Raw genomic sequence first — 26,967 nt, 5'->3', positions numbered from 1 at the left:
ATCCATGCGGTAATGAATCCTAGGCAGTTGACGATGGCCGTATTATCGCTGATTTCGGAGACTTATTCAGAGTCTCCTTAGCTCGTTATCGACATCCAGCGCTGTTGTTTCAACCTGCTGGCGATACTCTCTTAAATTGATGATGGTGACATAATGAGCATCCCTACCTTTATGGGCTATATCACCCCGGGATGACACGAAGTCGTTGATTGAATTTTTACCTAAAGTCCACCAACCAGACATCTCTGGAATACCGAGGAAACGGGTGTATAGCGGATCTAAGTTTCCGGACTTAGGAGTATTCAACCCTTGAAGAACCTCGGAAACATGGTTCCTGTACAGGTCTTTCCAGCCCTCGCCCGCCAACTCCAACGGCTTTAATTCGTGCTTTGACTCTTTGACGGTTCGGGAGAGTTCTTTCTGTACCGGTTTCGGCAGTTGCTTCGGCGAATCCAGTTTTCCCGTAAAGTAATTAACGCCTTCCATGAGTAGTTCTTCTATGTATAGCTCCCATGCAGCGCAGAGCATAAGAACTCCGCTGCGAGTAATATGCCCAAGTGCCCGCCGCCCTTTACCATCGTGATTAAGATGCCCATGGCTTTCTATGATGCGATCGACATCGATTAGCAAGTTGCTCTCGAATTTTTTAAAGCTTGATGACGGCATCAAGGACCCTTTTAACAGTGAATCTACACCCAGCTACAAAACATCAATGAATGCGACGGCACATTCATTGGTATTTTGTAGCCAACCATTTTGACTCTACCCCATTGATTCCCTTGAGAGCAAAGCAAAATTTGGCAGCATAGCCAAAATTCGCGCGCTTGCGCGATTTTCTGTTTTCAATAAAACTGTATATAAAAACAGCTAAAGTCACATGGGTGCAATCTATGAAACTGATGGAGAGGGTGAAAGCTGCCCTAAGAGTCAAGCGCTATACTTCGCACTGAGAAAACTTATTGCTACAGGATTCGCTTTTTCATTCGTTTTCATAGTATGCGGCATCCCGCCACCATGACAGGCAATGAAGTGCGGCAATTTTTGGAATATCTCGCGATAGAAAGGCGCGCTGCTACGGAAAAACAGAACCAAGCGCTGAATGCCATCGTATTTCTTGACCCCCTTTTTAGATCAACCACTCGCAGAATGCGCTTCACCATTAGTCCCCCTTGCATCTCCCCCAACCGCCTCCTACACTCCGCTAACGAACAGCTTGACGGGGTGCCGGTGATATCCGGCTGAGATGGCGCAGGGCGAGCATTTTTGCTGCCAAGCGCTGGTCCCGCTGAACCTGATCCGGCTAATGCGCTGCTTAACATTGAGCAGCACGGGTACCGGCGTAGGGATCAAGCGATGGTCATGGCTAACTTTCTCCCACGATCGCAAGCCACCTTTCCGGGCCATTTCCTCGATCTCTCGCCTGCCCTCCGGATCATTACTACCGGAGGCATCATGGGCTACCGCTTTACCGATCTCACCACCGCCTGCCATAACGATTGGCGTGCTTATATCGAGCACGATTTTGTGCGTCAGTTGGGCAATGCCACGCTGCCTGAGGCGTCGTTTCGCCACTACCTGAAGCAGGACTACCTGTTTTTGATTCACTTCGCTCGCGCCTATGCGCTGGCTGCCTATAAAAGCCCCACCCTTGCGGATTTGCGCCAGGCCCATGACGGCATGAAAGCCATCGTGGACGTGGAATTGGGCCTGCACGTGGGCTTTTGCCAGGAGTGGGGGATTTCCGAACAGGAGTTGGAGGCGCTTCCCGAAGCCAGGGCGACGCTTGCCTACACGCGCTATGTATTGGATACCGGCAGCCGCGGCGACCTGCTCGATCTACATGTGGCGCTGGCCCCCTGCCTGGTGGGCTACGGCGAGATCGCCAACTGGCTAAACGCTCAGCCATCTACGGTACGCGGCGAGCAAAATCCCTATGACGCCTGGATCGCCATGTACGAAGGCGACGAGTTTCAGGCCGCCATGCAGGCGGAGCTTGAATGGCTCAATACCCGCCTGGCCGACGTTACCCCTGCCCGCTTTGCTGAACTCAGCAAAATTTTCCGCGATGCCACCCGCCTGGAAATCGACTTCTGGCAGATGGGCCTAGAGCTCATAGACCAAGACCTGACAGCTTAATGCAGCACCACAACAACCTATGGAGACCGTAATGAGCAAAACCAGTCACTTTTTAGCCGAAACCGCCCAGGTCGATGCCGCCGCCATTCAGCCGCTGCCTGGCTCAAGGAAGGTGTATGTCGAAGGCTCACGGCCGGATATCCGCGTGCCGTTCCGGGAAATTTCGCTATCGCCGACCAAAACCACCGGCATTGATGAAGAGAACCCGCCGCTGCTGGTGTACGACACCTCCGGCCCCTATACTGACCCCGACGCTAACAATGACCTGCGCCGCGGCCTGCCGGAACTTCGCCGGGCGTGGATTGAAGAGCGCGACGACACCGAATTTCTCTCAGGCCCCACATCGGAATACGGCAACCGCCGCGCCAACGACCCGACGCTGGCCCAGCTGCGCTTTGATTTAACCCGCACCCCGCGCCGGGCAAAGCCCGGTAAAAACGTCACTCAGCTTTACTACGCGCGCCAGGGGATTATCACGCCGGAAATGGAGTTTATTGCCATCCGCGAAAACCAGCGCCGCCAGGCGTTAGGGTCTGAAGAAGTAGAGCGTATTTTGGGCCACCAGCATACAGGTCAGAGCTTTGGCGCCAGCCTACCGGAAGAGATTACGCCCGAGTTTGTGCGTGATGAAGTCGCCCGCGGGCGGGCGATCATTCCCAATAACATCAACCACCCGGAAAGCGAGCCGATGATTATCGGCCGTAACTTCCTGGTCAAGATTAATGGCAACCTGGGTAACTCCGCGGTGACGTCTTCCATCGAAGAAGAGGTGGACAAGATGACCTGGGGCATCCGCTGGGGCGCGGATACCATCATGGATCTCTCCACGGGGCAAAATATCCACGAAACCCGCGAGTGGATTCTGCGCAACTCGCCGGTGCCGATTGGCACGGTGCCCATCTATCAGGCGCTGGAGAAGGTTAAAGGCGTGGCCGAGGACCTCACCTGGGAAGTCTTCCGCGATACGCTGATTGAGCAGGCCGAACAGGGCGTGGACTACTTCACCATTCACGCGGGCGTACTGTTGCGCTATGTGCCGCTCACCGCCAAGCGGGTCACCGGCATTGTCAGCCGCGGCGGCTCGATCATGGCCAAGTGGTGTTTGTACCACCACCAGGAGAGCTTCCTGTACACCCATTTCGAAGAGATCTGCGAGATCTGCAAGCAGTACGACGTGGCGTTCTCCCTCGGCGATGGCCTGCGTCCCGGCTCGGTGGCGGATGCCAACGACGAAGCGCAAATGGCGGAGCTGAAAACCCTTGGCGAGCTGACCCATATCGCCTGGAAGCACGATGTGCAGGTGATGATCGAAGGCCCCGGCCATGTGCCCATGCACTTGGTGAAAGAGAACATGGATAAGCAGTTGGAGTACTGCGACGAGGCGCCCTTCTATACCCTCGGCCCGCTGGTCACCGATATCGCCCCCGGCTACGACCACATCACCTCCGGCATTGGGGCGGCGATGATCGGCTGGTTTGGCTGTGCGATGCTCTGCTACGTGACGCCTAAAGAACACCTGGGGCTGCCCAATAAAGACGACGTTAAAACCGGCATTATTACTTACAAGATTGCCGCCCACGCAGCAGACTTGGCCAAAGGCCACCCGGCGGCACAGCGGCGCGATAATGCGCTTTCCAAGGCACGGTTTGAATTCCGCTGGGAAGACCAGTTCAACCTGGGGCTGGACCCGGACACCGCCCGGGAATACCACGACGAGACCCTGCCCAAGGATTCCGCCAAGGTGGCCCATTTCTGCTCCATGTGCGGGCCGAAGTTCTGCTCCATGAAGATCAGCCAGGAGGTTCGTGACTATGCCAATGAACACGGCCTGGACGGCGACCAGGAAGCGGTGATGAAAGGCATGGAGGAGCAGGCGGAGAAATTTCGCCAGAAAGGCAGCGAGCTGTACCAGGAGGTTTAAAGCAGCGGCTTAGCAAATTACATAGCTGAGCAAGGTGGCTCTTGAGTGTTGACAAGCCTCAAGGGTCACTTTTTACTTAAGGAGAAGATCATAAATAAAATTATGTGTATGATTATCATTTACTGATTATTAAGGCCAACAACCACCTAAAACCAACACCATTCAAGGAACGAATACCCGATGAAAACCCAACTTTCCCTGGCGGTTACCCTGATCAGCGCAGGCCTGCTTAGCGGCTGCAGCGATGACAACGCATCAACCGAAGCAGCGACGATGCTGAGTTATATTCCGGCTGATTCCCCTTACTTCATGGCCTCCAGTGAGGCAATGCCCGAGCAGGAAGCCTTTGATCTCTATCAGCGCTTTCAGCCCATGGCGAGCCTTGAGTCTGATCTGGATGAACTGCGCGCGACGCTGCCCGATATTGACGATGAAGCGTCGCGGTCAATGATGAAGCTGCTGATCGCCATGGGTGAAGAGCTCGACGGTGTTGAGTCACTGGATGATTTCCATGCGCTGGGCCTGAAGGTGAGCCCTCGCGCCGCCTTGTATGGACTGGGTATCTTGCCTGTATTGCGCATGCAGCTGCAGGATGAAGAGGCCTTTCGCGAAACGCTTCAGCGCATCCTGACCAAGGCGGAGATCACCCCCAGCACGGCCACCACCAACGGCACCGAGTACTGGGTCCTGACGCCCGAGGCGCCCGTCCAGGCGATCCTCGTCATTGAAGATCAGAAGCTGCTGATGTCGGTAGTACCGCAGGATGCCAGCGACGAGTTGCTTGCGCAGGTACTGGGTAGCGATTTGCCTGACAGCAGCCTTGAAGATTCTGGCGCGCTGGCAGCGCTTGAGCAACGCCATGACTTTACCCCTTACGGTGCCGGGGAAGTCGACTTTTCACGCCTGCTTAATGAGCTCAGCTCTCCTTCCCATGCAGGTACTCAGGCATTGATGGACGCCGTTGAGGCAGAGCAATTGGATCTGTCTGCCTGCCAAACCGATATTGACCGCCTCACCAGCCGCTTCCCCGGCCTTGTTATGGGCATGCGCGAGTACAATCAAGACCGCATGGAGATGAATGTCATCCTGGAAACCGATGAAGCGATCGTCAGTGACCTGCGCGCTCTGACCACTCAGGTGCCAGGTCTTGGCAGCACGGAGGGTATGGCCAGTTTCGGAATGGGCCTGAACTTACCCTTACTGCTTCAGACAGCCCAGAGATATGCCCAGGAAGTGCGTCAGACCCCCTTCAGCTGTGATGAGCTACAGGATTTGAATAGCGCCTGGAGAGACATCAACACGGCGATGAACAACCCGGCCACCATGATGATCGGGTCAGCGCTATCCGGCTTGAGAGCGCGCATCGACAGCCTGACAGTCACCGATGGCGAACCCAGTGGCAGCGGCATCCTGACCCTTGCCTCCCCCAACCCTATGGGGCTGGTGACGACCGCAGGTGCCTTCATGCCTGAATTCGGGGCGCTCGAACTTGAACCAGGCGGAGAGGCCAAGCAAATCGAAAGCATGATGCTGCCGCCAGAGACACCGACGCTCCATGCCGCCATGTCTGACACGGCCATTGCCCTGGGCGCAGACATCAGCGACCCGTCGTCACTGCAGAAAGCCCTGCAAGCCCCTGCGTCAGAGCGCGACCTACTGCTTCATGGTCATCTGACCGGCGAGTTTTATCATTCCCTGGCCGATGTCATGGAGCAGGTGCCTTCCGATGAGCTGGAAACGTCCGATATTGAAATGTTCAGACAGTATGCGGATATCTACAAGAACATGGAGTACTGGTTCAGAGTGGACGATGCAGGCGTTGAAATGAGTTTCTCGCTGGAACTGGACTGATACCTGGCGGCTATTGCCGCCAGCAATAAAACCCGCTGACAGTTATACAGATAACCGTTAGCGGGTTTTTCATTTATAGCCTCGTTGTTTTATACGGTGCCTGAAACTCAGGAGACCCCGAGCGCCACTTTCAAGACGCCGTCGCGCTGGTGGGCGAAAAGATCGTAGGCTTCGACGATGTTCTCCAGCGCGTAGCGGTGGGTAACCATGGGGCCCAGATCCAGGCGGCCGGCGGCGATGATGCTCATCAGCCGGCGCATGCGCTCTTTGCCACCCGGGCACAGGGAGGTAATGATCTTGTGGTCACCAAGCCCCGCACAAAACGCCCCCAGCGGAACCGTCAGGTCTTCGGAGTAGACGCCAAGGCTGGAGAGCGTGCCACCGGGTTTTAACACCCGCAAGGCCGACTCGAACGTCTGCTGCAGGCCGAGCGCTTCAATGGCGCAATCGACCCCACGCCCACCGGTGAGCTTGAGGATTTCATCCACCACGTCGACCTTGCGAAAGTCCAGCGTCACGTCGGCGCCCATCTGCTTGGCCATGGTCAAACGCTCATCCACGCCGTCAACGGCGATGATCATGCCCGCCCCGCGCAGCCTTGCACCGGCCGTCGCGCAAAGGCCGATCGGCCCCTGGGCAAACACCACCACGATGTCGCCAATCTTGATCCCTCCGGCTTCGGCACCGGCAAACCCGGTCGACATGATGTCGGGGCACATCAGTACCTGCTCATCGGTCAGGCCATCCGGCACCGGCGAGAGATTGGCCTGGACATCCGGTACCAACAGGTACTCCGCCTGGGCGCCGTCGATGGTGTTACCGAAACGCCAGCCGCCCATGGGTTTGTAGCCGTGGCTGTGGTGGCCGCCATCCTGGGATGAACAGCCGTCCTGGCAGCCATAGGAGGTAAAGCTCGGGCAGATCGCCCCAGCGATCACTCGCTGGCCTTCGTGGTACCCTTGGACGTTGGCACCCAATTTCTCGATAACACCCACGGGCTCGTGACCAATCGTCAGGCCACGCTCCACCGGGTATTCGCCTTTCAGGATATGTACATCGGTGCCGCAGATGGTCGTGGTGGTCACGCGCATCAAGGCATCGTTGGGGCCAATCTCAGGGATCGGTTTGTCGTCAATTTCAATACGGCCAGGTTCAACAAAAATGGCCGCTTTCATCATGGTCGGCATGGGACGTCTCCTCGGTCGGAAGTCGAATCACCTGACCATTACGGCACACAAGACGACGCGCCATATTGCGCTGGATCAAACTTACCGCGCTTAAACGCCAACAGGGGGCCGAAGCCCCCTGTTGGTCGTCAGTATCATGTGGCTAGCGTTGTTTTTTCTGATTCTCCCTCAAATGACCTACGCCTTTCTGCATGCCGCCCTTTGCCTGTTGGGCTTTGCCTTTGGCTTCGGTTTTGCCGCTTCCGGTCACCTTGCCCGCCGCTTCTTTCAGTTTACCGACGGTCTGACTGGCAGCCCCTTTCGCCTTGTCTTTTTTGCCACTTGCCATGATGAACACCTCTAGTCCGTTAGTGGAGAATAGTGCTGGAGACAGCGCTGGAGATAGTACTGGAAATAGTTCTGAAGATAGATCTGGAGACAGCGCCTAAAAAGTAAATACTTACTTCGTCCTAGGCGCTTTCATCAGCATAGTCGGTATCTGAAATATCACCGCAATTTCTTTTAGCCTACCGCATCGGGTAAGCGCGTGGGCGACCTGGAGTTCAGTGCAACATGCAGGCAGGCCATCACCAGCAGCGTTGCCAGCAACGCCACGCTCATCGACGAAAAACGGTATAGCGCGCTGTAAACGAGGTCTTGCCCCGGCCCCAACGACTGACCAAATAAAATGCCCAGCGTTGTCAGCCCACCAAAACCGATGCCAGAGCCGCCGCCTTCCAGAATGTGCTCCCTTGCGAACAGCATGAGACCCAGCCAGTAGAGCAGGATGACCAGCATAAAATGGTGGCTTTGGGTATACAGCACCAGTTGCATGGCAAGCGCGAGGTTGCACCCCAGAAGCGTGCCCACGGCACGCTTGCCCGCAGACACTTTGGCGCCGTCATAGCCCAGTGAGAAAAGCACCAGAATGGTCGCCATCTGCGCCGAGAGCGACCCTTGCAGATCAAATACTTGAAACATCACAAACGATAGCGTCGCGGTGATGCCGCCCATCAGGGTTTCGTGGCGAATTTGTTCAGCGGGTTTTATGCCTTTGGGTGGCGGCTGACGTGGCTCAACATCGGGAAATAGCGTGTACATCAGCATGGCGATGAACACCGCAAGCCCGCTGGCCACCATGTTACTGGCCAGCAAGTCGCTCAAATCAACACTTGGGTAACTGGCAAAGTGCAGCAGAATGCTGAGCGTCAGCACACCGTTGGCCCCGAACAAGAACAAGGGGCCTTTGGCCATGAGATAAAAGCGAAAGGAGAACATCGCCAGCACTACCAACGTCATCACCACGGGCATATGCTTGAGCAAACCAACGACCAAGCTGACCTCGAGTACATTGATCGACACATTGGCCAGAAACTGGCGCACGATATGGCCGTTCAGGATGGGCACCATCCCCAGCAAAAACATCGGAAAAACGGTGAAGAACACGCCGTAGTTCCAATCCATCAGTTGGCTGACCACAAACCCCATCAGGCCACCGCCTGCCACCCGCAAACATTGGCGCAGGCCGTTCTCCGTTAATCCGGCAGGGTGCTTATCCGCCGCCGGGCGGTAGGGCTTCAATAGCCGTCGGATTGCCATGCTCAATACACCGCGTGAAGCCAGCTGATTAAACGCGCCTGAAGCGCGGCGAACGGCCTGGCCAACAGGTGGCCGCCCGGCACCAGCTGAACAGAGGCACGAGCACCACTGGCCGGTAACGAGGGGACCGGTTCGTCGAGTGCCACGTGGAGGCGTAGCCGCTGGGCATCGCGCACCCAGCGATCCGTCGTCGGAATATCAGCCAGTTGGCCATCGGCAGCCAGCTGGCCGTTACGCACGCCCGCATCAAAGGCACTGACCTTGCCTTCAAACACCTTCCCCGGCCAACTGTCGAAGACAACTTTTGCCTGATCGCCGGGGTGCACATGACGCAGGCTCTTCTCGCGGAAATCGGCAATGATATCCATCTGATCGGCCACCAGCGCCAATGCAGGCTGACCGGCCTGAACGTAGTCGCCCGCCTGCAGTTGAAGGTTGGTAACTACCCCCGGCTGCGCAGCGCGGACTTGGGTATGCGCCATATCCAACTGCGCTTTTTCCAGGGCATTTTCCGCCTGACGCAAACGCAAATTGGCCTCGCCCTCCTCACCCAACTGTACTTCAAGGCTTTCAATTTCGGCCTGGGCAGAGGCGACGGCGGACGTCGCCGTTTGTTCGGCGGCAACCTGCTGATCGTACTGCTGACGAGAAAGGCTGTGCTGTGCGAGCAACGCTTCCCCACGACGGCGCTCGCCACGACGTTCCTGGGCCGTGGCCTCTGCCGATGCCAGCCTGGCACGGGCGGCCGCAAGCTCTGCCCTCAAGCGGGCATTGTCTTGCAGGGCTTGTTCGCGATTGAGCCGGGCTTCGGCGAGCGCTAGCTGAAACGGCGCCGGGTCCAGGCGGAACAGCACATCACCTTTAGCTACCTGCTGATGGTCGTCTACCATCACTTCCTTAACAGGCGCGCTCAATTCAGGGGCAATACGCGTCACCGGGCGCATCACCCGCGCTTCCGGGGTGATGGGCATAAAGCTATCGGCGATGAGAAAATACACAAACAAAAGAATAAAGGCAGCAACCGCTACCTTTACCCAACGGGCAAAACGTTGTTCGGGGGACATGCAGGACTCATTAGCGTGTTAATGACAGCATTAGCTTATCATTTAATTAGCGCGCTAACAATATTACCGCTGCCTGGAGAGACTCAGCACCATAATCCCCCCAACAACCACGGCCCCACCGACCAACTGACTGGGGCTGAGCATTTGGCCCAGGACGAAGTAACCAATCACTAACGAAGCGACGGGTTCGATATTCATTACCGGTGCGTTGCGCGCCATATTCAGTCGAGGCACAAAGATAAACAGGGTCGAAAATGCCGAGCCGTACAACAACCCCAAAAGCGCTAACCCAATCCAGCCCTGGTTAGTTTCCGGCAAGCTCATACCTCCGGGCACAATGCCGGTAAGGCCACCGATGATCATGGCGATAAACACCGTTTGCATGGTGAGCAGGCTGCGCAGGGTACTCCCCACTCTCGCGAGCCGGTGCTCCGTAGTCCAGAGAGCACAGGCGAAGGCAAACGCCGCCGTCAAACCGAAGCCGATGCCCGCCAGCCAACCGGGGCCCATATCGTCTATATTGGCGTACCAGGCGGGAATATCGAGCACCACCAGTAAGCCGATCAGAATCGTGCCCATGATCAGACAGCTGCGCAGCGTGGGTCGCGGTCCACCTAACGCCCAACTCAGCAATGCCAACTGGATCGGAAAGGTATTCACCAGTAACAGGGCAATGACCACGGGCAAGCGCGCCACGGCCGAGTACAAACAGAGGCTCTGCACCGTGATACAGAGCCCGACCGCAAGCTGCCACGGCCAGGTGCCCGGCGGCAGCCAGAGGCGCTTTTTTTGTGCAACGACCAGACAAACCAGAATCAAGCAGGCCACACCTGAGCGGGTAAGCACCGCCAGCAAAAGCCCTGTGCCATTATCGAACGCCAGTCGCGCCGAGACGTGGTTGGCCGCGAACATCGTCGCCACCGTCATTAACAGCAGGATGGCCAAGTGACGGGGTAAAACAGACGGAAGCGAGGGGGATTGCATGTTGGAAGCGGGCTCTTTTTATGATGAAACGAAGGGTGGTAATACCCAGCATGCCGGGATTGTAGCTAGAAGGCTAACGATATAGGTGCACTGACCGCCAACCTCACATAATGTTATACTAACGTCTAATCAACCCATTGTCTCTCTATCGACAGAAGGCCTCTATGAACGCGTCGGTTCTGGTCATTAACTGCGGTTCCTCTTCCATTAAATACGCACTGATTGATGCAGACCCCAAGGCGGCACGTCTTGATGGTATTGTCGAGCGTTTGGACAGTGCGGATGCACAGCTAAAGGGCAACGATAACGCCGGTGAGCGTTTTATCAAATCACTGCCTGGCGCCGACCATGCCGAAGCCATTAGCGCTATTCTGGATAATCTGGAAGGCCGACTGCCCTCTGCGGTGGGCCACCGTATCGTTCATGGCGGTGAACATTTCACAGAAGCGGCGCTGATTGATGAGCATGTCATCGCCGCCATTGAAACCACCGCGGCCTTGGCGCCTCTCCATAACCCGGCTAACCTGACCGGTATTGCCGCGACTCGAAACGTCTTTCCATCGCTTCCTCAGGTCGCCGTGTTTGATACCGCCTTTCATCAAACCCTGCCGCCGCGCGCCTACCGCTATGCGCTGCCTGAAGCGCTTTATACCCATCATGGTATTCGCCGTTACGGCTTTCACGGCACCAGCCATGCCTTTGTTAGCCAGCGCGCCGGGGAGTTAAGCGACAGGGGAGCTGGCGGCTGGCTGACAGCGCACCTGGGCAACGGTTGCTCGACCAGCGCCGTGTGGCAACACCAAAGCCTGGACACCAGCATGGGGTTAACGCCGCTGGAAGGCCTGGTAATGGGGACCCGCAGCGGCGATGTCGACCCCGGCCTGCACGCGCATCTTCACCGCCAGCTGGGTTGGTCGCTGGAAGAGATCGATAACGTGCTGAACAAGCAGAGCGGCCTGCTGGGGCTTTCCGGCCTGACCAACGACATGCGCGAAATCGAACAGGCCGCCGAACAGGGCCACGCGGGGGCGTCGCTGGCGGTGGAGGTTTTCTGCTACCGTATCGCCAAATCACTGGCCGGCCTGTCCTGCGCGCTTCCCACCCTCGATGGCGTGATCTTCACCGGCGGCATCGGCGAAAACTCGCCCCAGGTGCGTCGCCGGGTGATTCAGCTGATGCCCCACTTCGGCTTTGCGCTGGACGACGCGACTAACGACGCCACGGTTCGCGGCCGGGAAGGCGCGCTGGATCGCGACGGTCATCGCGGCCCAGAAGTATGGGTCATCCCCACCGATGAGGAAGCCCGTATCGCTCTGGAAACCCGCCACTGCCTGGAGACCCAAGCATGAATACGCCCTCCGAAACTCCTCAGGCCATTTTGCTTGTGCCCACCAGCGAAGGGGCCGGGTTAACCTCCGCCTGTCTCGGGCTGATTCAAGCGCTGGATACCATTGGTCTCAAGGCGGGCTTCCTAAAACCGTTCATGCAGAACGAGTTGAACGGCCCGGGCCTTGATCGCTCAACGGCGCTGGTGTCCCGGGCGCTGAATCAGCGCCCGCCCTCGCCCATTTCCCAGACCCGCCTGGAGCGCCTGCTGCGCGACAACCAGACCGATGAGCTGATGGAAAACGTCATCGAGCTCTACGATCAGGTCACCCAGCAGGCTTATCGCGACGGCAGCGCACTGGATCTGGTGGTGGTCGAGGGCGTCGTCCCTACCCAGCACACCACCTACGCCACCCAGACCAATGCACAGTTGGCCAATGCATTAAATGCACGCATTATTCTGGTCGGCACCGGGGATTTAAATGAGCCTGAGGCCTTGGCGGACCAGCTAGATATGCACGCGCGCAGCTTTGGCGGCGTCAGCTCAAGCCGTACCCTGGGCGGCATTTTAATGCGTATGAAAAACTTACCTTATGCCCAGGACGATGATCTTTCTGCAGCGCCGGGCACCTTTAAACCTCAGTTGGAAGAGTCGGTGCTCGCTGAACTCCGCCAGTATTCCCCTGCTCTGGCGACTGACAAGTTTCACCTGATTGGCGTTGTCCCTTACAGCAACGCCCTCAGCGCACCGCGCACGCTGGATGTCGCACGGGCACTGAAGGCAAAGATGCTGAACGAAGGCGAGGCCCTCAGTCGCAGGGTGCTTTCCACCAGCCTATGCGCCCGAAGTGCCGCCAATGCATTGCATATTTTCACGCCGGGTAGCCTGGTCGTGGCGTCTGGCGACCGCGACGACGTGATACTGGCTTCTGCGCTTGCCACCATGAACGGCACTCGGCTGGCAGGCGTACTGCTGACCAATGGCTTTATGCCTAACGACAACATGATTGAAATGTGTCGACCAGCGCTGAAAACCGGCCTCCCTGTGCTCGCCGTCGATACCGACAGCCTGACCACCGCCCAGAACTTGAGCCAGTTGAGTAACGAAATTCCCATGGACGATTTCGAGCGCGCAGAACAGGTGGCCCGTTATGTCGCAGCTCACATCGACCTGGAATGGTTAAAGACCCATCTCAGTCGCGGCTACACGCATCGTCTTTCGCCCTCGGCGTTTCGTCACCAACTGGTCAAGCTCGCCCAGCACGCCAAGAAACGTATTGTGCTGCCTGAAGGCGACGAGCCACGCACCATCGAAGCAGCGATTATCTGTCAACGCCGCGGCATCGCCAACTGTGTGCTGCTGGGTAAACGCGATGACATTGACAGCATCGCTCGCAACCGCGGCCTGACGTTGCCAGAAGAGCTGACCATCATCGACCCGGAAAGCACCCGCGCACATTACATCGCGCCCATGGTCGACCGCCGGCGCGGCAAGCTCAACGAGTTAACCGCCGAGGCCCAGTTGCAGGACAATGTCGTGCTCGGCACCATGATGCTGCAGCTGGATGAAGTCGATGGTTTGGTATCAGGGGCGGTACACACTACGGCCAATACCGTACGCCCTGCGTTCCAACTGATTAAAACCGCGCCAGAATATCATCAGGTCTCGTCGATATTCTTCATGCTGCTGCCGGAGCAGGTAGTGGTCTATGGTGATTGCGCCGTGAACCCCGACCCGGACGCTGAAACGCTGGCCGAGATCGCCCTGCAGGGCGCCCGTTCTGCCGAAGCCTTTGGTATCGAACCACGCGTCGCGATGATCAGCTACTCGACTGGCGACTCAGGTACCGGGGCCGATGTCGACAAGGTGCGCGAGGCGACGCGCATTGCCCAGCAGCGCGCACCACACTTACTCATTGATGGCCCGCTTCAATACGACGCTGCCGCGATCGAAAGCGTCGGCAAACAGAAGGCTCCTGACTCGCCTGTGGCGGGCAAGGCCACGGTGTTTGTCTTCCCGGATCTCAATACCGGCAATACCACTTACAAAGCCGTTCAACGTAGCGCACGGGTGGTCAGCGTTGGCCCCATGCTGCAGGGCCTGAACAAGCCGGTGAACGACCTCTCACGTGGCGCGCTGGTCGATGATATCGTTTATACCATTGCCCTCACCGCCATTCAGGCCAGTCAACGACTCGCCTGACTCACCAACGCAAGCTGCCACCTTATCGTTGACGATGAGGTGGCAGGCATTAAATGTCTGAAGACATACAGAAGGCATGTCGACACTGGCTATTGCAGAATACTCAGGATTATCCGCTCACCGTAGCCCCACAGCAGTACCGTCGCTGCCAGCAGCATCTCCAATACCAGCACCCCAATTGCCAACGTCGCGCTGGAAACGATAAACCCCTGCTCATCAGAGATATCCAGGAAGTTCGGTATCCCCACGTAGAGCAGATAACCCGACCAGCAAAGTCCGATCACACCGGCCAGCAGGCAGAGCCATACAATGGGATAAAGCGCCACAACGCCGCTGAGCAACATGGGGGTAGCGACATAGCCTGCAAATTTTACGCAGCGGCGACGGTTCGGGGGGTCAACAAAACGTTGTGCCATCCAGTGGATAACATTGCCCATGAAAAACACGGCCGCCAGAATGACCAGGTAGAAAACGATGCCCGCATAAAAGGCGTCCAGCAAACCCAACTGAATGGTGCGCTCAGCACCGAGTCCCCAGCCAAACTGAGTGGTGCCAATGAAGGAACAGACTACGGGTACTGCGCTTAGAATCAGCACATGGTGGGCATAAAGATGAAACACCGTTTCGTGCTCATCGTGCATTTGTTTCCATTCGCGCTGAGGGTGGGCCATCAAGCCCCAGACGTGTGTCAGCATGGGTACGCCTCCTACTGTCCTTTTTATTCTAACCGACGGGATAGCCGGTCAAACCCGCATCGGGCTTATAGACAGTATAGACAGGAGCATTGCACTCCTGCCTAATTTCTGACGTACTTCATAACCAACGGTCTAACAACGGAGGTAACGAGAGCAGGCTGGCATCCAGCGACATGGCAACACTAAGCGCCGTAATCGCCAGAATCGATACACCAAAAACGCGCCTGGCCCAGCGAACATCATCGCTTCCGTGATAGCCCTGCACGGCTTGGTAAAGCCAATAGCTTCCCATCACCAATGCCACGATCAGATAGCCAACGCCGGCATAGCCAGCCAGCGCTAATGCCAATGACGCGGCAATGAACGCCACAATATAGCCAAGGATGTAGCGGCGAGCCGAGGCAATACCGCGAACGACTGGCAGGACCGGAATTGAAGCGGCGCGATAATCATCCATCCGGAAAATAGCGATCGCATAGGAATGCGGCATTTGCCATAGGCAGAAAATCAACAGCAGCGTCAGTGCGCCTGCGTCCAGTTGGTTCGTCACGGCGCAGTAACCCACCACCGGCGGTATTGCGCCAGATAGGCTCCCCACCAGGGTGCCGAACTCTGAATGCCGCTTCATGTAAAGGCTATATGCCCCGACATAAATAGCATAGCCAAAGCCGGCAAGCCCGACGGTGAGCGCATTGGTGCCCAACGCCAGTACCGAGAAGCCGGCAATGCCGAGTAGTGTCGCAAAGCACAGCGCCGAAACAGGGGTAATGCGCCCCTGCACCAGGGCCCGCGTACGCGTACGGCTCATCACCGCATCGATATCGCGATCAATCACGTTATTGAAGGCACAGCCCGACGCAATGACCAGCGCCAGGCCCACCACCGCGCTCATAAACAGTAGCAAGTCAAAGTCGCCGCGGGCGGCTAAAAAATAGCCGCCCATGACCGAAATGGTATTGCCACCAATGATGCCCGGTTTGGTGAGGGCGAAATAATCGCCCACGTTGACCATAAACGTTATCCCATTTGTAGATTGAGGTGTAGATGTTGCATGATCCACAACGATCCTCCAACAACCAGGCCGAGAATAACCAAGGTGAAGACGAAAGACATCAAATTCCAGCCTTCCTCCTGCTTGGTGTCCATGTGCATGAACATCACAAGCTGCACCAATATCTGGGCAACTGCAGTGATCACGATCGTCCAGACGGTGGCATTCATGCTCAACGCGCCGCTCATCACCGCCGCGAACGGGATAATGGTCAGCACGATGGAGAGAATCAGCCCCGTCACATAAGACTTGACGCTGCCGTGTGCAGTGGGTGAGTCCTTCATATTACAGAGCCCCCATCAGGTAGACGAATGAGAATACACAAATCCACACGATATCCAGAAAGTGCCAGAACAAGCTTAGACACAAAATACGCGGACGCGTCATATCGTTCAGACCCTTGGTACGCAGCTGATAGAGTACCACCAGGATCCAGATCAGCCCGAAGGTTACGTGCAGACCGTGTGTGCCAACCAGTGTAAAGAAGGCAGACAAGAAGCCGCTGCGATCAGGGCCATAGCCGAGATTTATGAGATGCTGGAACTCATAAATCTCCATGGCGATAAAGGCTGCTCCCAGCACGAAGGTGATCCAAAGCCATTTCTTGACCTTGTCGACCTTCTCGGCGGTCATTGCCAGCACCGCCATCCCATAGGTAAAACTACTGATCAGCAGTGCAAAGGTACCGGTCAGAATCAGTGGTAGATCAAAGATCTCTGAGCCGTCGGGTCCACCGGCCGTGCCCCGAAGGAGCACGGCAAAGGTAGCGAATAGTATTCCGAAGATTACCAAGTCGCTCATCAGGTAAACCCAGAAACCGAACACCTTGATGCTGCCGGTATCGTGGTGATCATGCGTCTCGGGATGAGCGTGATCGTCGTGGTTAGTTACTGCTTCGTTCGCCATGGTTACCCCTGCATCCGGACCTGTAGATGAGACGCTTCTTCGGGATGCTGCTTCAACCACTCCCGATACTCTTCGAGGCGCTGTTTATGTGCAGTCTCAATACGTTCGACTTCAGCCGCTGGCACGTAGTAATCAATGTCGTCATTGGCAACGCGTGCGATGAAGGCGACAAACATACCGATACCACCGACAATCGCCAGCCACCAGATGTGCCATACCAAGGCAAAGCCAAAGATCATCGAGAACAGACTGATCACCGGTCCCGCAATCGTATTCCGCGGCATGTGGATGTCCTGATAAGGACCGCTGCTGATCGCATCACGACCTTCCTGTTTCTGGCGCCAGAAGTCATCGATACCGCTGATTTTCGGCAGATGCGCAAAGTTGTAGAACGGCGCAGGAGAGGACGTTGCCCACTCGAGGGTACGGCCATCCCAAGGGTCACCGCTCATGTCAGCATACTTCATGCTATGGCGGTTCTTGATGCTGACCGCCACCATGATCAGCGTCGACAAGATACCCATCAGGATAATGCAGGCACCGATAAAGGCAATGATCATCATCGGCTGCCACTCGGTGGGTCCGTAAGACGACATGCGACGCACGGCCCCATCGAAGCTGAGCACGTAGAGTGGCATAAAGGCCATGAGAAAGCCGATCAACCAGCACCAGAAGCTGCGCTTGCCCCACTTTTCGTCGAGCTTGAAGCCAAACGCCTTCGGGAACCAGTAGTACAATCCCGCCATCATGCCGAACACCACACCGCCGATGATGACGTTATGGAAGTGGGCGATAACGAACAGGCTGTTATGCAGCACAAAGTTGGCCGCTGGCACCGACAACATGACGCCGGTCATACCACCGATGGTAAAGACGATGATGAAACCGATGAGCCACAGCATGGGCACGGACAGCTCGATGCTGCCGCGGTACATGGTGAACAGCCAGTTGAATACCTTCACGCCCGTGGGGATGGCGATGATCATCGTCATGATGCCGAAGAAGGCATTGACGTTGGCCCCCGCCCCCATAGTGAAGAAGTGGTGCAGCCACACGACAAACGACAGAATCGTAATCGCGACGGTGGCCCATACCATGGTGTGGTAGCCGAACAGCCGTTTGCGGGCGTACGTCGCCACGACTTCAGAGAACACCCCGAAGGCCGGCAGAATCAGGATGTATACCTCAGGATGGCCCCAGGCCCAGATGAGGTTGACGTACATCATCACGTTGCCGCCAAGATCGTTGGTGAAGAAGTTCATCCCCAGGTAGCGATCAAGGGTCAGCAGCGCGATCGTCGCGGTCAGAATCGGGAAGGACGCGATGATCAGCACGTTGGCGCACAGCGACGTCCAGGTGAAAATAGGCATGCGGAACATTTTCATGCCCGGCGCACGCATTTTCAGGATCGTCACGAAGAAGTTGATCCCCGTCAAGGTGGTACCCACCCCGGATATCTGCAACGCCCATATCCAGTAGTCGACCCCGACCCCGGGACTGTACTCAATCCCCGAGAGAGGCGCATAGGCCAACCAGCCGGTGGTACCAAACTGGCCGATAAACAGAGATAGGTTGACGATCATCGCACCGGATACAAACAACCAGAAGCTGAGGTTGTTCAGGAACGGATAGGCGACGTCGCGCGCACCGATCTGCAGCGGCACGATCAGGTTCATCAAACCGATGACCATGGGCATGGCCACGAAGAAGATCATGATCACGCCATGGGTCGTGAACAGCTGGTCGTAGTGCTCCGGCGGCAGGAAGCCTTCTGCCCCGCCAGAGGCAATCGCCAACTGGGCACGCATCATCAGCGCTTCACCAATACCGCGGATCAGCATCACCAGTGCCACGATGAAATACATGATCCCGATCTTTTTATGATCGACCGAGGTTACCCACTCACTCCACAGGTAGCCCCACTTGCGGAAGTAGGTAACACCCCCTAACACTACCGCTCCGCCCAAGGCGGTCATGACCATGAGCGTTACCATGATGGGATCGTAAAAGGGGATCGAGTCTAAACCGAGTTTTCCAAACATAGTTTACTCCGCTGCCTCCGCGTTCATCGCCATATCGCCGTCCTGCTCTTGATGATCGCTACTGGCATTTTTGTATCCGGTCTCATCAGGCAACACCTCAACAGGCTCACCGCTGTGGTAAACGTTCAGGATGTCGTCATAGAGGGTTGGCGATACTTCAGAGAAGTACTCGACCGGATGATTACGGCTTGGCTTCAACAGCTCGTTATAGCCATCGTCGAAGCTTATCGATTGGGAGGACGCTTTGACTTCTGCCACCCACTCATCGAAGCCTTCTTCCGATGTCGCATGCGCGTCAAAGGTCATGCCCGAGAAGCCCGAACCACTGTAGTTGGTAGAACGACCTGGGTAAGTGCCTTCCTCGTCTGCAATCAGATGGACGTCGTTATCCATACCCGCCATGGCATAGATCTGGCTGCCAAGCTCAGGAATGAAGAACGAATTCATCACTGACGCGGAGCTGACCCGGAAACGTACGGGCGTATCCGTGGGGAACGCCACCTCGTTGACCGTGGCAATGCCTTGCTCGGGATAGATGAACAGCCACTTCCAATCCATGGACACAGCCTGGATTTCAAGCGTTTCTTCGCCTTCCTCAGCAATGGACTTGTGCGGGTCCAGGCTGTGCGAGGTGTACCAGGTCAGCCCCGCTAGGAAGAGAACAATAACGCATGGAATCAGCCACACCACCACTTCAACCCAGGTGTTGTGAGCCCAGTCAGGCGTGTAGGCGGCCTTGTGGTTACTGCGACGATAGCGCCATGCGAAGAACAGCGTCATCCCGATAACGGGAAGCACGACGATCTGCATAATGCCAAAGGCTGTCAGAATCAGGGTGCGTTGCTCTTCGCCGATCTGACCCTTAGGATCCATCAGCGCCGAGCTACAACCACCCAGCAATAAAAATAAAGAAAGCAACAGTAGAATACCTGCCGCTTTGGCGTAGAGGTTTTTTCTCATGTTACGACCTCGTCAGGGCTGGGAGGCAAACATTGTAAACAAGCTGCCATTCTGGATAGCGAGCTAACAAAATCTCTTGAGCAAACGCAGTCGATAAGCAGGTGCTTAACGTCGACGTCTGATCGCGAGAGAGGATCGTTCGGCAGGCTAACACCGAACACAGTTACCGCAGACGAAGGCTATTCTCGCATCAATGACGCAGAAGAGAAGAGACGATTTGCCGCAGGTAAACGCCGCGGATTCTGCCACGATTGGTCCACGGCTTAAAGGTAACTTGGCAAATTTAATCCAAAAAACGACGCTAGAGGCTATGGCGCAGTGATCGTCGGGTGAGCGCTGTGCGCATCGCGCAGCAAGGCCGGGGCGCCCTCCTCGTCGGTGACAATGACGTCAAACTCACTCACTGACGCAAAGTACGCCGGTCGTACCACACCGAATTTACTGGCATCTACGACCAATAGACGCCGCATGGCCGACGCCATCGCCGCCTGCTTGGGCAGCACCTCATGGAAATGGAAGCAACTCACTCCACGCTGCATATCGACACCCGCCGCCGAAATAAATGCCTTGTTAATACCCAGCCGCTCGATGGACTCGGCCATGGTGTCACTGGCAAAAGACTGCGACGCCGGATAAAACAAGCCACCCAGCAAAACCAGTCGCACGTTCGGCAAGGGTGCGACAGCATTCGCGATGTTGAGGGCATAGGTAATCACTGTCAGTTCCTGAAAGCCCCCCAACTGATTCATCAGCGGCATCAATGTCGAGCCACAATCAACAAACAGCGTATCGCCATCCTCTATGAAACGTTGAGCACGTTGGCACAGGCGACTTTTCGCCTGGTAGTGGCTGGCCTGTTGCTCGGTCAAGTCATATACCGGCGTAACTCCCGGTGTATGCGCCATGACCAGCCGACCACCAAGCAGGCTGATCACTTGAGGATAGGCATTCACATCCCGCCGGATGGTCATTTCGGACACACCGCACAGCTCGGCTGCATCGCGCAGATGCAGCGTCCCGCCACTTGCTAGCGCCTCTTGCAACGTTGCCAAGCGCAACGCGCTTCGGTCTTTCATTGACAGCTTCTCCTGGTAACGGCCTGTTGTCGTTGAATGGGCCTAGGTTATCACTGGGCGTTTCCCCTTGATGGCTGAGGGCTCTCCCCCTTCTTGCAGAGGACCACCCCTTATGCTGAGCGAGCACTCAAAGAATTACCATTAAACCAACGATTCTTGAAACACATGTCAGCCGTTTATCATTTAATGACCGTTGACGGGATAAAAGTTGCAAAATGGCGTTAGAAAAATAACACTAAATGTTATAATTTTAACATTACAATTCCAGAAACCCGCTGACACGGGTCAACGCCAGCCCTCACGTCCGTCGTTGAGGCGGATCAAAACTGCAACTAACAAACCTGTTGAGGCTACCATGACTGCTCGTACTCGTTTTATCTCCGCTACTCCTTCACGCGCGTCGCTAACAGCGCTTGGGGCTGGCGTATTAATCGCCGGTGCCGCCAGCACCGCTAATGCGGACGCCTTTGATCCCATTTGGTCGTTTGCCAATGTGTCGGTCAATTACCTTGACTGGTCTGACGGCACCGAAAACCGTACCGCGAGCAATGCCGCCAAGAGCGATTTCATGTTCCTGGAAATCGAGGGTGGGCTTGGCTACGAATGGGGTGAGTTTTACGGCTTCTTCGATTTTGAAAACCCGACCAACGACCAGTTCGACGAATCAAGCGGCGGCACCGATAACTTCCGTACGGCGGGCAAGTTGACCTCGCACATTTACCTGGGCGACAGCCCGTTATCGATTTATGCCCACCTCTACGACTTTCGCGATTACGGTTTCAATAGCCGCGAGCAAGACCAGATTCTGGGTCTGGGCTATCTAGCCAACTTCGATAACGGCATTTGGTTCAAGCCGTTTCTGGGTGCCGCCCGGGTGCAAAGTAACAGTTACACCGGTTCGAACGGCTTCATGGCCGGCTGGGTCGCGGGCTACGACTTCAATGCCTTTGGCCAGAAGTTTGGTGTCACCAACTGGCACGAGCAGACCTTTGGCCGGGACGACGAATACCTGGAACAGAACTACGTCGGTGGCAAGGCTGACAGCGTGGGCACCAATGGCGCGGTAAGCTTGTGGTGGCATCCTTCCGAGTTGATCACGACCGGCATCCAGTACCGCTATTCTGATGAAAAACTAGGCACGCCTAACAATTATCAGAACGCGATGATTTACACTGTGAAGCTCAACCTGCTGTAACACGCACTTGGCCCACGCGAAGGATCTTTTTTTATGACACTCCTGATGAGCTTGGTCGGCATGGTCACCCTGGTGACCATCGCCCTGATCTTTTCTTATGATCGCAAGTCAATTCGCTTACGTACGGTGTTGGGTGCCTTCGGCATTCAAGCGGGCATTGGCGCTTTCGTCCTTTATGTGCCCTTTGGTCAGAGCGTCTTGCAGACGATCTCGGCTGGCGTTAGCCAGATTCTGGTGTATGCCGATGACGGCATCAGCTTTCTGTTCGGCGGCTTGGCAGATACTGACGAGGTCGGCTTCGTATTCGCCATTAAAGTGCTGCCGGTGATTATCTTTTTCTCCTCGCTGATTGCAGTGCTGTACTACATCGGGATCATGCAGTGGGTTATCCGTATTCTGGGTGGCGCCCTGCAGAAAGCGCTGGGCACTTCGCGTACCGAGTCGCTTTCCGCCACGGCCAACATCTTCGTCGGCCAGACCGAAGCGCCGCTCGTGGTACGTCCGTTTATTGCCCGGATGACACCTTCTCAGCTGTTTGCCGTCATGTGTGGCGGCTTGGCGTCGGTGGCGGGCTCCGTACTGGCGGGCTATGCCGCGCTGGGCATTCCCATGGAATATCTGGTGGCTGCCTCTTTCATGGCAGCTCCCGGCGGCTTGCTGTTTGCTAAACTGATCATGCCCGAAACGCAGGAAATACAGGATAGAGACAGTGTTTCCAAGGTTGAGGAAGAATTAAAAGAGCAGGAAGACAAGCCCAGCAACGTACTGGACGCAGCGGCGTCTGGCGCGACATCCGGCTTGATGCTGGCTGCCAATGTAGGGGCCATGCTGCTTGCCTTCATCGCGCTTATCGCCTTGATCAACGGCATTCTCGGCGGTGTTGGCGGCTGGTTCGGCTTTGAATCGTTGAGCCTTGAGTGGATTCTGGGCTGGCTGTTTGCCCCGCTGGCCTTTTTACTGGGTGTCCCCTGGGAAGAAGCAACACTGGCCGGCTCATTCATTGGCCAAAAACTGGTTGTTAATGAGTTTGTCGCCTATATCAACCTTGCGCCCTATATTGAAGGCGAGCAGATGGTCGCAGCCACTGGCCAAGCGATGACCGCGCACACCATGGCGATTCTTTCCTTTGCCTTGTGCGGCTTTGCAAATTTATCCTCTATTGCGATTTTGCTCGGCGGCCTGGGTAGCATTGCCCCCTCGCGGCGCAAGGAAATCGCCCGCTTTGGCGTCAAGGCGGTATTGGCAGGCACCTTGTCTAACCTGATGTCGGCCTCTATTGCAGGCTTCTTTATCGCCCTGAGCAGCGTAGCTTCTTAACGTAACCGTCAACGATTACGCGGGCGCTGCTGTCATATACAGTAGTGCCCGTTTTTTTCAGTCGTTCTTAAATCCTAATACTGTGCGAGATGTCCATGACCGCTTCGATTAACATCACCCTTGCTGCGCGCCAGGCGCTTTCACTGATGGACTTGACCAGTCTCAACGATACCGACACCGATGCGTCCACCGAATCGCTGTGCAAAAAGGCAAAAACCCCCTTTGGCTACCCGGCGGCGGTATGCGTATACCCCCAGTTCGTCGTGACCGCGCGTCGCGCCCTCACCGCCCACGAGCTCAACGGTGACGTCAAAATTGCCACGGTCACCAACTTTCCCCACGGCGGTGACGACATCATGGGCGCCGCCCGCGAGACCCGTGAAGCCGTCGCCTCCGGGGCAGATGAAGTCGATGTCGTTTTCCCCTACCGCGCCCTCATGGCGGGCGACGAAGAGACCGGCCGCGAGCTGGTGGAAATGTGCCATGCGGCCTGCGGTGGCCAGGCGCTGTTGAAAGTCATCATTGAGGTCGGCGAGCTTAAAGAGCCTGCGCTTATCAAGCGGGCAAGCGAGCTGGCCATTGAAGGCGGCGCCGACTTTATCAAGACCTCAACCGGCAAGGTGGCGGTCAACGCAACGCTGGAATCCGCCGAGATCATGCTCCAGGCGATCAAAGCCAGCGGCAAGGATGTCGGGTTCAAGGCGGCAGGTGGCGTCAAGACAGCCGAAGAGGCCGCCGAATACCTGGCTCTCGCCGCCAACATCATGGGGGACCAGTGGATCTCGCCACGCCACTTCCGGTTTGGTGCGTCCAGCCTGCTGGGGGACTTGCTCAATACCCTGAGTGGCAACCCGCAGACCGCGTCGCTCTCGCGTAATGACGGAGGCTACTAACATGCTCCCGCAAGAACTGATTCGCCTCAAGCGCGATAACCAGCCGCTGCCGGCAGAAAAAATCAAGGCCTTTGTTCAGAGCATTGCCGATGACCGTATCAGTGATGCCCAGATTGGCGCCTTTACCATGGCGGTGTTTTTAAACGGCATGAGCCGTGAGGAAGTCGTCGCGCTGACCACCGCCACCCGTGACTCCGGTCACGTCATGCAATGGGATTCGCTTGACCTGCCGGGCCCGATCGTCGACAAGCACTCCACCGGCGGCGTGGGTGACCTGGTCTCTCTGGTACTCGGCCCCTGGGTCGCCGCCTGCGGCGCTTTCGTACCGATGATTTCCGGCCGCGGCCTGGGCCACACCGGCGGCACGCTGGACAAGCTGGAATCCATTCCCGGCTATAACCCCTACCCCGCCCCGGAGCGCTTCGGCGATGTGGTCAAATCCACTGGCGTGGCGATTATCGGCCAGACCGGCAACCTCGCTCCAGCGGACAAGCGCATCTACGGTGTGCGTGACGTGACCGCCACAGTGGAATCCATCCCGCTGATCACCGCCTCTATCCTGGGCAAAAAGCTGGCCTCCGGCCTGGATGCCCTGGTCATGGATGTCAAAGTCGGCAGCGGCGCCTTCATGCCCACGCCGGAAAAATCCCGCGAACTGGCCAAGAGCATTGCCAACGTGGCTACACAGGCGGGCACACCTACCACCGCCCTGCTCACCGACATGAGCCAGCCGCTGGCTCCCTGCGCCGGTAACGCGGTCGAAATCGTCGAAACCCTGGCGCTATTGGGCGGCGAACGCTCCAACAGTCGGGTGATGCAGGTAACCCGCGAACTGGCGGTGGAAATGCTGATGGCGGGCAAGTTGGTCAATAGCCGCGAGGAAGCGCTGACCAAGCTTGAAAAAGCCCTCACGTCAGGTGCGGCGGCCGAGGTCTTTGCCCGCATGGTGAGCGAGCTTGGTGGCCCTGCCGACTTCATGGAGCGCTCGGATCACTACCTGGCCAAAGCCGACGTGGTCAAGCCAGTGTATGCCGAACAATCAGGCATCATCCAGCGCATTGACACTCGTGCCGTCGGCATGAGCGTGGTGGAACTCGGCGGGGGACGCCTGCGTAACGACGCCAACGTCGACCACAGCGTCGGCTTCAGCGACATTGCCGAAATCGGCGACCGTGTTGATAGCCAACACCCCATCGCCATGGTTCACGCCAACAGCGAAGACGCCGCCGCCCTTGCCGCCGCCCAGCTTCGCGCTGCGGTCACCTTGGGTGACGCCGCCGCGACCGCCGATACGCTACTTCAAGATACCTTCAGAGGAGAAGCCTGATGCGCCGCGCCATTGTTGTTGTCCTCGACTCATTCGGCATCGGCAGCGCGCCGGATGCCAACCAGTTCGGCGACCAAGGGGCTGACACCCTGGGCCATATTGCCGCCGCCTGCGCCCGCGGCGAAGCGGATACCGCCGAGCGCTCAGGCCCTTTGAAACTGCCCAACATGGCAAAACTCGGCCTGTTTCACGCCCACCGCGATGCCACGGGAAAAGTCGCCGAGGGCGTTGACCTGCCGAATACGCTGACAGGTGCCTACGCCCACGCTAAAGAGGTTTCCAGCGGCAAGGATACGCCGTCGGGCCACTGGGAAATTGCCGGCGTGCCGGTTCGCTTCGACTGGGGCTACTTCCTCGATAAAACCGACAGTTTCCCGACAGAGCTGCTCGACAGGATTGTCGATGCCGCCAACCTGCCCGGCGTGATCGGCAACTGCCACGCCTCGGGCACCGAGATCATCGCCCGCCTGGGCGAAGAGCATGTCGCCACGGGCAAGCCCATCGTCTACACCTCGGCGGATTCCGTGTTTCAGATTGCCGCCCACGAGGAGCACTTCGGCCTCGAACGGCTCTATGAACTATGCGAAACCGTGCGCGGTCTGCTCGAGCCCTACAACATTGGCCGCGTGATCGCCCGCCCCTTTGTCGGCAATGACCGCGACGACTTTGCGCGTACCGGCAATCGCCGCGACTACAGCGTCGAGCCCCCCACGCCTACGGTGCTGCAAAAACTCGCCGAAGCGGGGGGCGAAGTGGTGTCGATCGGCAAGATTGCCGATATCTACGCCCACTGCGGCATTACCCACAAGGTCAAGGCCAGCGGTCACGACGCGCTGATGGAAGCGACGCTTGGCGAGGTAGCGCGCACTGCCAAGGAAACCAGCGACCGCCCGACCATGATCATGACCAACTTTGTCGATTTTGATTCGGTCTACGGTCACCGCCGCGACGTGCCGGGCTATGCGGCCGCGCTCGAGCATTTCGATGCCCGCTTGCCCGAGCTGTTCGCCGCGCTCAACGAGGATGACCTGCTGCTGCTTACCGCCGACCACGGCTGCGACCCCAGTTGGGAAGGTACCGAGCACACCCGCGAATACGTACCGGTCATGGTACGCGGCGCCGGTTTCACCCCTGGCCCCATGGGCGAACGCGGCACCTTTGCCGATATCGGCCAGACGCTCGCCGACTACTTCGCGCTCGAAGCCATGGCCGATGGCGAAAGCTTTTTATCCAGCGCCGCTTAAAGGAGAAACCT

24 protein-coding genes and 1 riboswitch are annotated in these 26,967 nt (G+C 57.0%); of the genes, 11 read left to right on the top strand and 13 right to left on the bottom strand.

The window, feature by feature from the left end; all coding sequences use genetic code 11:
• Positions 1 to 66: 66 nt before the first annotated feature.
• A complete protein-coding gene (locus R3F64_RS15590) occupies positions 67 to 666 on the bottom strand; it encodes a HEPN domain-containing protein (protein WP_332612468.1) in 600 nt (199 codons plus the stop codon).
• Between the two features lie 330 nt (positions 667 to 996).
• Here R3F64_RS15590 and R3F64_RS19440 point away from each other — a divergent pair, with 330 nt between their 5' ends.
• The 4 genes from R3F64_RS19440 to R3F64_RS15575 all read left to right on the top strand — a co-directional run bounded on the left by R3F64_RS19440 (position 997) and on the right by R3F64_RS15575 (position 5,908).
• Entirely contained in the window at positions 997 to 1,242 is a 246-nt protein-coding gene (locus tag R3F64_RS19440) for a phage integrase N-terminal SAM-like domain-containing protein (RefSeq protein ID WP_366065239.1), read from the top strand.
• A riboswitch (TPP riboswitch) is annotated at positions 1,208 to 1,363 on the top strand. (Overlaps the previous gene by 35 nt.)
• An 89-nt stretch (positions 1,364 to 1,452) precedes the next feature.
• Positions 1,453 to 2,136, top strand: a complete 684-nt coding sequence (gene tenA / locus R3F64_RS15585) for a thiaminase II (protein ID WP_332612471.1) — start codon at positions 1,453 to 1,455, stop codon at positions 2,134 to 2,136.
• A gap of 31 nt (positions 2,137 to 2,167) precedes the next feature.
• Entirely contained in the window at positions 2,168 to 4,057 is a 1,890-nt protein-coding gene (thiC, locus tag R3F64_RS15580) for a phosphomethylpyrimidine synthase ThiC (protein WP_332612466.1), read from the top strand.
• A 180-nt stretch (positions 4,058 to 4,237) separates the two neighbouring features.
• Positions 4,238 to 5,908: a hypothetical protein gene (locus R3F64_RS15575; RefSeq protein ID WP_332612464.1), complete on the top strand. Its 1,671-nt coding sequence runs from the start codon at positions 4,238 to 4,240 to the stop codon at positions 5,906 to 5,908.
• Between the two features lie 107 nt (positions 5,909 to 6,015).
• On the opposite strand, the gene R3F64_RS15570 is transcribed toward R3F64_RS15575, so the two are convergent.
• The 5 genes from R3F64_RS15570 to R3F64_RS15550 all read right to left on the bottom strand — a co-directional run bounded on the left by R3F64_RS15570 (position 6,016) and on the right by R3F64_RS15550 (position 10,721).
• Positions 6,016 to 7,095 carry an NAD(P)-dependent alcohol dehydrogenase gene (locus R3F64_RS15570; protein WP_199283758.1) on the bottom strand — a complete coding sequence of 360 codons (1,080 nt, stop codon included), beginning with the start codon at positions 7,093 to 7,095 and terminating at the stop codon, positions 6,016 to 6,018.
• A 142-nt stretch (positions 7,096 to 7,237) separates the two neighbouring features.
• Positions 7,238 to 7,423, bottom strand: a complete 186-nt coding sequence (locus tag R3F64_RS15565) for a CsbD family protein (RefSeq protein WP_082925981.1) — start codon at positions 7,421 to 7,423, stop codon at positions 7,238 to 7,240.
• 173 nt (positions 7,424 to 7,596) lie between these two features.
• Entirely contained in the window at positions 7,597 to 8,673 is a 1,077-nt protein-coding gene (locus R3F64_RS15560; RefSeq protein ID WP_199283759.1) for a DUF2955 domain-containing protein, read from the bottom strand.
• A 2-nt stretch (positions 8,674 to 8,675) separates the two neighbouring features.
• The gene (locus R3F64_RS15555) at positions 8,676 to 9,737 is read right to left on the bottom strand and encodes an HlyD family secretion protein (protein ID WP_199283760.1); all 1,062 of its coding nucleotides are present in this window, start codon (positions 9,735 to 9,737) and stop codon (positions 8,676 to 8,678) included.
• A 63-nt stretch (positions 9,738 to 9,800) separates the two neighbouring features.
• Entirely contained in the window at positions 9,801 to 10,721 is a 921-nt protein-coding gene (locus R3F64_RS15550) for an EamA family transporter (protein WP_199283761.1), read from the bottom strand.
• Positions 10,722 to 10,885: 164 nt separating this feature from the next.
• On the opposite strand from R3F64_RS15550, the gene R3F64_RS15545 reads away from it, so the two are divergent.
• Together R3F64_RS15545 and pta are read left to right on the top strand one after the other, a co-directional pair.
• Positions 10,886 to 12,070, top strand: a complete 1,185-nt coding sequence (locus R3F64_RS15545) for an acetate/propionate family kinase (protein ID WP_199283762.1) — start codon at positions 10,886 to 10,888, stop codon at positions 12,068 to 12,070.
• Positions 12,067 to 14,250 (top strand): phosphate acetyltransferase, encoded by a 2,184-nt coding sequence (gene pta, locus R3F64_RS15540; RefSeq protein WP_199283763.1) that lies wholly within the window; start codon positions 12,067 to 12,069, stop codon positions 14,248 to 14,250. The genes R3F64_RS15545 and pta overlap by 4 nt, the downstream gene beginning before the upstream one ends.
• Before the next feature lie 89 nt (positions 14,251 to 14,339).
• Here the strand turns inward: pta and R3F64_RS15535 are convergent, their stop codons facing one another.
• From R3F64_RS15535 to R3F64_RS15505, 7 genes are all read right to left on the bottom strand, one after another.
• Positions 14,340 to 14,945 (bottom strand): Yip1 family protein, encoded by a 606-nt coding sequence (locus R3F64_RS15535; RefSeq protein WP_085918156.1) that lies wholly within the window; start codon positions 14,943 to 14,945, stop codon positions 14,340 to 14,342.
• 118 nt (positions 14,946 to 15,063) lie between these two features.
• Positions 15,064 to 15,957, bottom strand: coding sequence for a heme o synthase (gene cyoE / locus R3F64_RS15530; RefSeq protein WP_199283764.1), 894 nt, complete (start codon positions 15,955 to 15,957; stop codon positions 15,064 to 15,066).
• A 5-nt stretch (positions 15,958 to 15,962) separates the two neighbouring features.
• The gene (gene cyoD / locus R3F64_RS15525) at positions 15,963 to 16,280 is read right to left on the bottom strand and encodes a cytochrome o ubiquinol oxidase subunit IV (RefSeq protein WP_199283765.1); all 318 of its coding nucleotides are present in this window, start codon (positions 16,278 to 16,280) and stop codon (positions 15,963 to 15,965) included.
• Between the two features lies 1 nt (position 16,281).
• Positions 16,282 to 16,902 carry a cytochrome o ubiquinol oxidase subunit III gene (gene cyoC / locus R3F64_RS15520; RefSeq protein WP_199283766.1) on the bottom strand — a complete coding sequence of 207 codons (621 nt, stop codon included), beginning with the start codon at positions 16,900 to 16,902 and terminating at the stop codon, positions 16,282 to 16,284.
• A gap of 2 nt (positions 16,903 to 16,904) precedes the next feature.
• A complete protein-coding gene (cyoB, locus tag R3F64_RS15515) occupies positions 16,905 to 18,944 on the bottom strand; it encodes a cytochrome o ubiquinol oxidase subunit I (RefSeq protein WP_199283767.1) in 2,040 nt (679 codons plus the stop codon).
• Between the two features lie 3 nt (positions 18,945 to 18,947).
• Positions 18,948 to 19,904 carry a ubiquinol oxidase subunit II gene (cyoA, locus tag R3F64_RS15510; RefSeq protein WP_199283768.1) on the bottom strand — a complete coding sequence of 319 codons (957 nt, stop codon included), beginning with the start codon at positions 19,902 to 19,904 and terminating at the stop codon, positions 18,948 to 18,950.
• A 308-nt stretch (positions 19,905 to 20,212) separates the two neighbouring features.
• Complete coding sequence (locus R3F64_RS15505) at positions 20,213 to 20,980, bottom strand: DeoR/GlpR family DNA-binding transcription regulator (RefSeq protein ID WP_085918161.1); 768 nt, start codon at positions 20,978 to 20,980, stop codon at positions 20,213 to 20,215.
• A 355-nt stretch (positions 20,981 to 21,335) separates the two neighbouring features.
• Here R3F64_RS15505 and R3F64_RS15500 point away from each other — a divergent pair, with 355 nt between their 5' ends.
• The 5 genes from R3F64_RS15500 to R3F64_RS15480 all read left to right on the top strand — a co-directional run bounded on the left by R3F64_RS15500 (position 21,336) and on the right by R3F64_RS15480 (position 26,956).
• Complete coding sequence (locus tag R3F64_RS15500) at positions 21,336 to 22,175, top strand: outer membrane protein OmpK (RefSeq protein ID WP_085918162.1); 840 nt, start codon at positions 21,336 to 21,338, stop codon at positions 22,173 to 22,175.
• A 33-nt stretch (positions 22,176 to 22,208) separates the two neighbouring features.
• Positions 22,209 to 23,492, top strand: a complete 1,284-nt coding sequence (locus tag R3F64_RS15495) for a NupC/NupG family nucleoside CNT transporter (protein ID WP_199283771.1) — start codon at positions 22,209 to 22,211, stop codon at positions 23,490 to 23,492.
• A gap of 89 nt (positions 23,493 to 23,581) precedes the next feature.
• Positions 23,582 to 24,385 (top strand): deoxyribose-phosphate aldolase, encoded by an 804-nt coding sequence (gene deoC / locus R3F64_RS15490; protein ID WP_332612455.1) that lies wholly within the window; start codon positions 23,582 to 23,584, stop codon positions 24,383 to 24,385.
• 1 nt (position 24,386) lies between these two features.
• Entirely contained in the window at positions 24,387 to 25,712 is a 1,326-nt protein-coding gene (gene deoA / locus R3F64_RS15485; RefSeq protein WP_332612453.1) for a thymidine phosphorylase, read from the top strand.
• A complete protein-coding gene (locus tag R3F64_RS15480; protein WP_332612451.1) occupies positions 25,712 to 26,956 on the top strand; it encodes a phosphopentomutase in 1,245 nt (414 codons plus the stop codon). The genes deoA and R3F64_RS15480 overlap by 1 nt, the downstream gene beginning before the upstream one ends.
• Positions 26,957 to 26,967: the final 11 nt, after the last annotated feature.

This window comes from Halomonas sp. 5021 (assembly GCF_036663435.1).
In the GTDB taxonomy this organism is placed as follows: domain Bacteria; phylum Pseudomonadota; class Gammaproteobacteria; order Pseudomonadales; family Halomonadaceae; genus Vreelandella; species Vreelandella janggokensis.
This window is presented reverse-complemented; position numbering and strand designations above follow the sequence as displayed.

What these genes read in the sequence shown, in the direction of transcription:
- R3F64_RS15590 (WP_332612468.1), bottom strand. Translation starts at nt 666, where the DNA reads ATGCCGTCATCAAGCTTTAAAAAATTCGAGAGCAACTTGCTAATCGAT.
- R3F64_RS19440 (WP_366065239.1), top strand. Translation starts at nt 997, where the DNA reads ATGCGGCATCCCGCCACCATGACAGGCAATGAAGTGCGGCAATTTTTG.
- tenA (WP_332612471.1), top strand. Translation starts at nt 1,453, where the DNA reads ATGGGCTACCGCTTTACCGATCTCACCACCGCCTGCCATAACGATTGG.
- thiC (WP_332612466.1), top strand. Translation starts at nt 2,168, where the DNA reads ATGAGCAAAACCAGTCACTTTTTAGCCGAAACCGCCCAGGTCGATGCC.
- R3F64_RS15575 (WP_332612464.1), top strand. Translation starts at nt 4,238, where the DNA reads ATGAAAACCCAACTTTCCCTGGCGGTTACCCTGATCAGCGCAGGCCTG.
- R3F64_RS15570 (WP_199283758.1), bottom strand. Translation starts at nt 7,095, where the DNA reads ATGCCGACCATGATGAAAGCGGCCATTTTTGTTGAACCTGGCCGTATT.
- R3F64_RS15565 (WP_082925981.1), bottom strand. Translation starts at nt 7,423, where the DNA reads ATGGCAAGTGGCAAAAAAGACAAGGCGAAAGGGGCTGCCAGTCAGACC.
- R3F64_RS15560 (WP_199283759.1), bottom strand. Translation starts at nt 8,673, where the DNA reads ATGGCAATCCGACGGCTATTGAAGCCCTACCGCCCGGCGGCGGATAAG.
- R3F64_RS15555 (WP_199283760.1), bottom strand. Translation starts at nt 9,737, where the DNA reads ATGTCCCCCGAACAACGTTTTGCCCGTTGGGTAAAGGTAGCGGTTGCT.
- R3F64_RS15550 (WP_199283761.1), bottom strand. Translation starts at nt 10,721, where the DNA reads ATGCAATCCCCCTCGCTTCCGTCTGTTTTACCCCGTCACTTGGCCATC.
- R3F64_RS15545 (WP_199283762.1), top strand. Translation starts at nt 10,886, where the DNA reads ATGAACGCGTCGGTTCTGGTCATTAACTGCGGTTCCTCTTCCATTAAA.
- pta (WP_199283763.1), top strand. Translation starts at nt 12,067, where the DNA reads ATGAATACGCCCTCCGAAACTCCTCAGGCCATTTTGCTTGTGCCCACC.
- R3F64_RS15535 (WP_085918156.1), bottom strand. Translation starts at nt 14,945, where the DNA reads ATGCTGACACACGTCTGGGGCTTGATGGCCCACCCTCAGCGCGAATGG.
- cyoE (WP_199283764.1), bottom strand. Translation starts at nt 15,957, where the DNA reads ATGGTCAACGTGGGCGATTATTTCGCCCTCACCAAACCGGGCATCATT.
- cyoD (WP_199283765.1), bottom strand. Translation starts at nt 16,280, where the DNA reads ATGAAGGACTCACCCACTGCACACGGCAGCGTCAAGTCTTATGTGACG.
- cyoC (WP_199283766.1), bottom strand. Translation starts at nt 16,902, where the DNA reads ATGGCGAACGAAGCAGTAACTAACCACGACGATCACGCTCATCCCGAG.
- cyoB (WP_199283767.1), bottom strand. Translation starts at nt 18,944, where the DNA reads ATGTTTGGAAAACTCGGTTTAGACTCGATCCCCTTTTACGATCCCATC.
- cyoA (WP_199283768.1), bottom strand. Translation starts at nt 19,904, where the DNA reads ATGAGAAAAAACCTCTACGCCAAAGCGGCAGGTATTCTACTGTTGCTT.
- R3F64_RS15505 (WP_085918161.1), bottom strand. Translation starts at nt 20,980, where the DNA reads ATGAAAGACCGAAGCGCGTTGCGCTTGGCAACGTTGCAAGAGGCGCTA.
- R3F64_RS15500 (WP_085918162.1), top strand. Translation starts at nt 21,336, where the DNA reads ATGACTGCTCGTACTCGTTTTATCTCCGCTACTCCTTCACGCGCGTCG.
- R3F64_RS15495 (WP_199283771.1), top strand. Translation starts at nt 22,209, where the DNA reads ATGACACTCCTGATGAGCTTGGTCGGCATGGTCACCCTGGTGACCATC.
- deoC (WP_332612455.1), top strand. Translation starts at nt 23,582, where the DNA reads ATGTCCATGACCGCTTCGATTAACATCACCCTTGCTGCGCGCCAGGCG.
- deoA (WP_332612453.1), top strand. Translation starts at nt 24,387, where the DNA reads ATGCTCCCGCAAGAACTGATTCGCCTCAAGCGCGATAACCAGCCGCTG.
- R3F64_RS15480 (WP_332612451.1), top strand. Translation starts at nt 25,712, where the DNA reads ATGCGCCGCGCCATTGTTGTTGTCCTCGACTCATTCGGCATCGGCAGC.